Source organism: Microcoleus sp. T3_A4 (genome assembly GCF_036700465.1).
GTDB lineage: Bacteria > Cyanobacteriota > Cyanobacteriia > Cyanobacteriales > Microcoleaceae > Microcoleus.
The window spans coordinates 60433-66433 of the sequence record NZ_JAUBOY010000044.1 but is presented as its reverse complement, the minus strand read 5'-3'; the positions used below and the strand labels follow the sequence as shown (position 1 = coordinate 66433).

Genomic DNA, 6001 nt, shown 5'->3' with positions numbered 1-6001 from the left:
TGATCAACCGCGCTAACTTGGGTATGGAAGTAATGCACGAGCGCAATGCTCACAACTTCCCGCTTGACTTGGCTGCAGGTGTTACCACTCCCGTAGCTTTGGTTGCTCCTTCTATCAATGGCTAAGTTTTAGTCTGAGATAACAAAAAGCGCTCCTAGTAATAGGGGCGCTTTTTGTTTGGGGAAAAAAGGTTTTTAAAGTTATCCTTCTATGAAAAAACTAAGTTATATTAAATCGGCTTCAGTAGTTGTCATTCTGAGTCCTGAATGAACTGAAGAATCTCGCCCTTTCGGCAACGCGCTGACTTCGTTGCGCTTGACTCATGACAAGTAAGCGTTTGGAGTCAAGCGCTCGCGCGGACATGATATGAGCAACGGCTAATCAAAAAAAAGAATAGCCAGAACTCCGCAGGAGTTAAAGTGCTGCGGGGATCTCAGGCGCGATCGCATTATAGGTTGGGTTAATTTGATTTACTTAATAGCCGATCGCCCAATCTAAAATTTATCTAAAAATTAAAAGGTAAAAAATTAATTTTTTACCTTTTAACTCTCGATTTTCAAATTGCCCGTTACTGAACAAACTTCTTGAATGCCAGAGTCACGTTGTGGCCGCCAAATCCAAAGGAATTCGACAGCGCCACATCAACTTTTAGAGCGCGGCTTGTATGAGGAACATAGTCCAAATCGCACTCAGGATCGGGATTTTCCAGATTAATTGTCGGCGGGATTTTGTCATTGGCGATCGCCATTACCGTCGCCACCGCCTCAATTCCCCCAGAACCGCCCAAAAGATGGCCGGTCATCGACTTGGTAGAACTAATTGCTACTTTGTAAGCATGGTCTCCCAAAGTCTTTTTAATCGCTTTCGTTTCCGTAGAATCGTTGGGAAGCGTGCTCGTGCCGTGAGCGTTGATATAGCTCACCATATCCGGCGTCAAACCCCCATCCTTGAGCGCTAAAGCCATCGCCCGCGACGCACCTTCCCCCCCCGGTACCGGAGAAGTCATGTGATACGCATCGCAAGTTAAACCGTAGCCGACGATTTCTGCGTAAATCTTCGCGCCACGCGCCAGAGCGTGTTCCATTTCTTCTAGAATCAGAATGCCAGCACCTTCGCCGACGACAAAACCATCACGATCGCGATCGAACGGACGAGAAGCATGAGTCGGGTCATCATTGCGAGTCGAAAGCGCTCTCGCCGCAGCAAAACCCGCCACGCACAAAGGTGTCACCGCAGCTTCCGTACCACCGCAAATCATGGCTTGCGCGTAACCCCCCTGAACTAGGCGAAACGCATCACCCACGGCATTTGACCCGGCAGCGCAGGCCGTCACCGTGCAAGAGTTCGGCCCCTTAGCACCCGTTTGAATTGCCGTCAGACCCGCGGCCATATTCGCAATCATCATGGGGATCATAAACGGGCTGCATCGATCGGGGCCGCGAGTCAGATATATCTCTTGCTGATCTTCCAAAACCTTTAAGCCACCAATGCCAGTGCCAAGAATGACACCCACCTGTTCTGCGTTCAGGTCATTAATCTCCAACTTTGCATCAGCAACAGCTTGTTTGCTCGCTGACACCCCAAATTGAGCAAAGCGATCCATCCGCTTTGCTTCCTTGCGCTCTAAATAGTCGTGTGGGTCGAAACCCTTCACCTCTGCGGCAAAGCGGCAGTCGTGCCGCGACGGGTCGAATAAGGTGATCGGGCCTATACCATTCTTCCCGGCAAGCAACCCGTCCCAATATTCGGACAAGGTATTGCCGATCGGTGTAATCGCGCCGAGACCTGTGATAACAACGCGCTTACGCTCTAAATTTGTCATGATTTCAGTTTCAAAAAATTAAACACCCAGAACGCAGAACTAAAGAGGAGTTTCCAGTTTTATAACTTCTCTCCTCTTAGGGGAAAAGACAGGTATTTTATGCTTTTGGAGCTGCAAGTTGGCTGCTGATGTAATCTACACAAGCTTGAACCGTAGTAATTCCTTCGGCTGCTTCGTCGGGAATTTCAATATCAAACTCTTCTTCCAAAGCCATTACCAGCTCTACTGTATCTAAGGAATCTGCTCCTAAATCATTAGCAAAGTTGGCTTCCGGCTTGACTTCGCTCAGCTCGACTTCCAGTTGCTCTTTCACAATTTTCTGGACTCTAGCAAAAATGTCGTCTTGGCTCATAACATCGTGTCCTCATTGGTTGCTGCGTATCTAATCTTATCCGAAAGGGGGATCTGCAGGACAAAGGCTGGCCGCTTTTCTAAGTGACACGGGCCAGGGACAATTGGGACACGGACGATCGCAGCAACTCTAGGACTCAGGCAAAAAAACCCAATAGCCCAAAATCAATCATCTCGTTTAGCCACCTGATAACGTTGAGGAAGCGGATTTTTGGTCGATGGTGCGTCAGTCATCAACTCAAAATGCTTGAGAAAAGCTGACAATTGGCTCTTAGCTAGGCGGTGATCGGTTAATTATAAAGAGGGAAAACTAAGCAGGAAGCCTCCCGACTTCGATCGCTCAAGTTTCTTTTCCCGAACCTTGTGTCCCCAGCAGAAACGATTATGCCATCCCAAAATCTGAAATATGCTTATTTTCCCGGTTGCGTTGCCCAAGGGGCGGCCCGCGAACTTTACCTGTCTACAATGGCGCTGACTCAAGCGTTGGGGATTGAACTGGTGGAACTAAAGAAAGCTTCCTGCTGCGGTTCTGGCACTTTCAAGGAAGATTCGCAGTTACTCGAAGATACTGTCAACGCCCGCAATATTGCTTTGGCTGAGGAACTGAATCTGCCTTTGCTGACGCATTGCAGCACTTGTCAAGGGGTCATCGGTCATGTGGACGATCGCCTCAAGGAATCTCAGAAAACCGATCCCAACTACATAGAAAAAGTCAACGGTTTACTGGAAAAACAAGGCTGTTCGCCTTATCAAGGCAGTACCGAGGTGAAACATCTGTTGTGGGCGATCGTTGCAGATTACGGTTTGGAGGAAGTGCAGAAGCGAGTCACCCGAAAGCTTTCGGGCTTGAAGTGCGCGTCTTTTTACGGGTGCTATCTGCTGCGAGCTCAGGATAAGCTGCTTTACGATGACCCCCACCAACCGGAATCGATGGAAAATGTGTTTCGGGCGATCGGGGCAACTCCGGTTTACTATCGAGGGCGGACGCAGTGCTGTGGCTGGCCGTTGGCCAGTTATGCCACTAACCAATCTTTTCAGATGGCAGGCAAACATATTCAAGATGCTCTTGACAATGGCGCTGATTGTATGGTAACGCCTTGTCCGCTTTGTCATTTAAATTTGGATTCGCGGCAGCCGGAGGTGGAAAAAGTAATCGGGCGCAAATTGGGTTTGCCGGTGCTGCATTTACCGCAGTTGGTAGCTTTGGCTTTGGGTGTGGAGCCGAAAAAACTAGGACTCGATCGACATATTGTTTCAACTAAGCCCGTGTTAGAAAAATTAGGCTTGTAGTCGATCTATTTGCAGCAGTTTGCAGCAAGCCCTAATTATCAAAAATTTTGCAACAGTTGGTATAGGGGCTAGTTCACCCAAATCCTTGCTAAAAGCCAAAATATCAAACAACAAGTCCTTACAACTGTTGCACAACTTTGGGAAATTGGCATAAAGACTTGAGTTTTTTCTCAAATCAAATCCGGTTAGATCGGAATTATACAGAGCCCGCGAGCCGAAAGCTCGATCGGGCTCATACATTTTTGAGTCAATAGAAGATACAGACCCAAAAAACAGTATACTATTATACAAAATAGTTTTTAAGACTTCCTAACTGCCTAGTTAGGGACAAGGAATAAGCAATGAAACGAAACCCAGTAAATCTCACACGTTCGGTATTCCTATGGGCAATGCTAGGAATCATTTGTGGTTTGTTTGGTGCAAGTTATTGGATATTTTTGTCTTACATGATGGTGGGATTTGAATATTTTAGTGGACATTCTCTACTAATCATCATGCCGCTTGCGGGTTTGCTCATCGGTTTGCTCATTCATTGGCTGGGAAATCCTGGCGAAATAGGGTTGATTATTGACAATATTCATCTCAATGGTGGGCGGTTACCAATGAACGAGAATCCTTCTATGATTCTGTCGTCGCTAATCAGTATTGCAAGTGGAGGCAGTGCTGGTCCAGAAGCACCAATGGTGCAAGTAACAGGTTCAATTGGTACGTGGTTAGCCGATCGCTTTCAATTGAGCGGAGAGGCACTACGAACTTTGAGTATTGCTGGCATGGCATCTGGTTTTACAGTTTTGTTCGGCGCTCCATTGGGTGGTACTTTTTTTGCTTTAGAAATTCTCCATCATCAGAATGTTGTGGAGTATTTTGAAGCAATATTGCCTGCGGTCGTGGCAAGTTGTGCAAGTTACACCATTTTTGTAGCAATTACCCAGCTTGGCATTGGCCCTACGTGGCATTTTCCTCAATACAATGTGGACAGCCTTTATGACTTTGGCGCCGCGATTGCTTATGGAATCGTAGGTGCGATCGTGGGGTGGCTTTTTATCGCTGTATTTCGCAGTGTTGGTCGCTTGTTTGATTCGATACGCGGTCCAATCTATGTGCGAACTACTTTAGCCGGGCTAGGACTTGGCGTTTTATCAGCTTTGTTTCCACTCACTCGTTTCTTTGGTGAACATCAAATTGAAAAAATTGTTGAGGGAAACTTTTCTTTGGGAGTTCTCTTAACTTTAGTTATTGCTAAAGTGTTTGCCATAAGTACGACCGTAAATGGAGGCTGGCGGGGGGGGATTATCATCCCACTGTTTTTTATAGGAGCCTGTTTAGGAAAGGCTATCGCTATCATTAATCCCGCCTCCAACGAGACTTTGGCAATGATTTGTGTAATTGCTGCTCTGAATTCAACAGTTACTCGAACTCCAATTAGTACAACTCTGCTACTCGCCAAGTTGACAGGATTTAGCACTTTTACACCGATTCTCTTCGCTAGTCTCGTGGGTTTCTTCTTGGCTCCCCGATCTCCCTTCATTACCTCACAGCGTAAAGTTGATTAACAAACGGCTAGAATTCCTCTAATAGCTCGGTGTACCGGCGAAAAATACGTGCATTTTGCGAGTGTCGAGTCTAAAGGCTTCTGCCATTACAACTGCACCAATGGCATCAAACAACATCTAGCCGTTGATACCAGTCAGCTTGCCGTTTTTTATCCATTGCACAAAAGCCAGTGTGTCCGATGACTGTGGCTTGATTTAAATGTTGAGTCACAACCTCGATTATTTTCACACTCGGGCCCGTCAATATTCCGAAGATTACCATTCTGCAAGGGTAAGGGGTATCACCCGGATAAGATCATCGCAGTTTGGTCAAGAACTTTGAACCCACTCTCACCAATCCTACTGCCAAACTCAATTTGTATTTAATCAGGCTGATGCTCAAACGGTTGGCGAATCATAGAGATCCCAAAAGGGTTCCATAAGACTCCCATGGTGAATAACTGTGAAGTTTTGTCGCTTTTTCGCGAAGTGCTTCCAGGCACTGCGGTAGACTAACCTTTAATTCTCTGTGCAGGCTATAGCGGTGTCACCTCGCCGTCAAATCTGTTCACTTGCAGAGCCAGCAAATTTTTAGTGACTCGTTGGGAGCCTTTATTCAATGTCTCATTCAGTCAAAATTTACGATACTTGCATCGGCTGCACTCAATGCGTCCGCGCTTGTCCGACTGACGTTTTGGAGATGGTGCCCTGGGATGGCTGCAAAGCAGCTCAGATTGCCTCATCTCCCCGCACCGAAGACTGTGTAGGCTGCAAGCGGTGCGAAACTGCTTGCCCCACCGATTTTCTGAGCATCCGGGTTTACCTGGGAGCAGAAACCACTCGCAGTATGGGTCTAGCCTACTAAATATCGATCGACACACCGATCGAATTACGGGTACAAAAGAGGGGGCGATTAAATTGCCCCCTCTTTTTTGTCGCGGAATCTGCATTCTGGGGCCGGAAGAAGGTAAAAATGATAAAACTTGAGTTTTATTGCGATCGCTAA

At 46.9% G+C, this 6001-nt stretch carries 6 protein-coding genes; 4 read left to right on the top strand and 2 right to left on the bottom strand.

Annotation, left to right across the window (positions count from 1 at the left end):
- Nucleotides 1-125, top strand: a 125-nt coding sequence (locus QUA07_RS22755; protein WP_333329555.1) for a photosystem II protein D1, incomplete at its 5' end; no start/stop codon positions are given.
- Nucleotides 126-568: 443 nt separating this feature from the next.
- Here QUA07_RS22755 and fabF read toward each other — a convergent pair.
- Both fabF and acpP read right to left on the bottom strand, forming a co-directional pair.
- On the bottom strand, nt 569-1822 hold the full coding sequence (gene fabF, locus QUA07_RS22750; RefSeq protein WP_333329550.1) for a beta-ketoacyl-ACP synthase II: 1254 nt from the start codon (nt 1820-1822) through the stop codon (nt 569-571).
- 97 nt (nt 1823-1919) lie between these two features.
- Nucleotides 1920-2174, bottom strand: coding sequence for an acyl carrier protein (acpP, locus tag QUA07_RS22745; RefSeq protein WP_333082619.1), 255 nt, complete (start codon nt 2172-2174; stop codon nt 1920-1922).
- A 383-nt stretch (nt 2175-2557) separates the two neighbouring features.
- On the opposite strand from acpP, the gene QUA07_RS22740 reads away from it, so the two are divergent.
- From QUA07_RS22740 to psaC, 3 genes are all read left to right on the top strand, one after another.
- Nucleotides 2558-3463, top strand: coding sequence for a CoB--CoM heterodisulfide reductase iron-sulfur subunit B family protein (locus tag QUA07_RS22740; RefSeq protein ID WP_333329547.1), 906 nt, complete (start codon nt 2558-2560; stop codon nt 3461-3463).
- Nucleotides 3464-3804: 341 nt separating this feature from the next.
- Entirely contained in the window at nt 3805-5016 is a 1212-nt protein-coding gene (locus QUA07_RS22735; protein WP_333329544.1) for a chloride channel protein, read from the top strand.
- A gap of 598 nt (nt 5017-5614) precedes the next feature.
- The gene (psaC, locus tag QUA07_RS22730) at nt 5615-5860 is read left to right on the top strand and encodes a photosystem I iron-sulfur center protein PsaC (RefSeq protein WP_015175986.1); all 246 of its coding nucleotides are present in this window, start codon (nt 5615-5617) and stop codon (nt 5858-5860) included.
- Nucleotides 5861-6001: the final 141 nt, after the last annotated feature.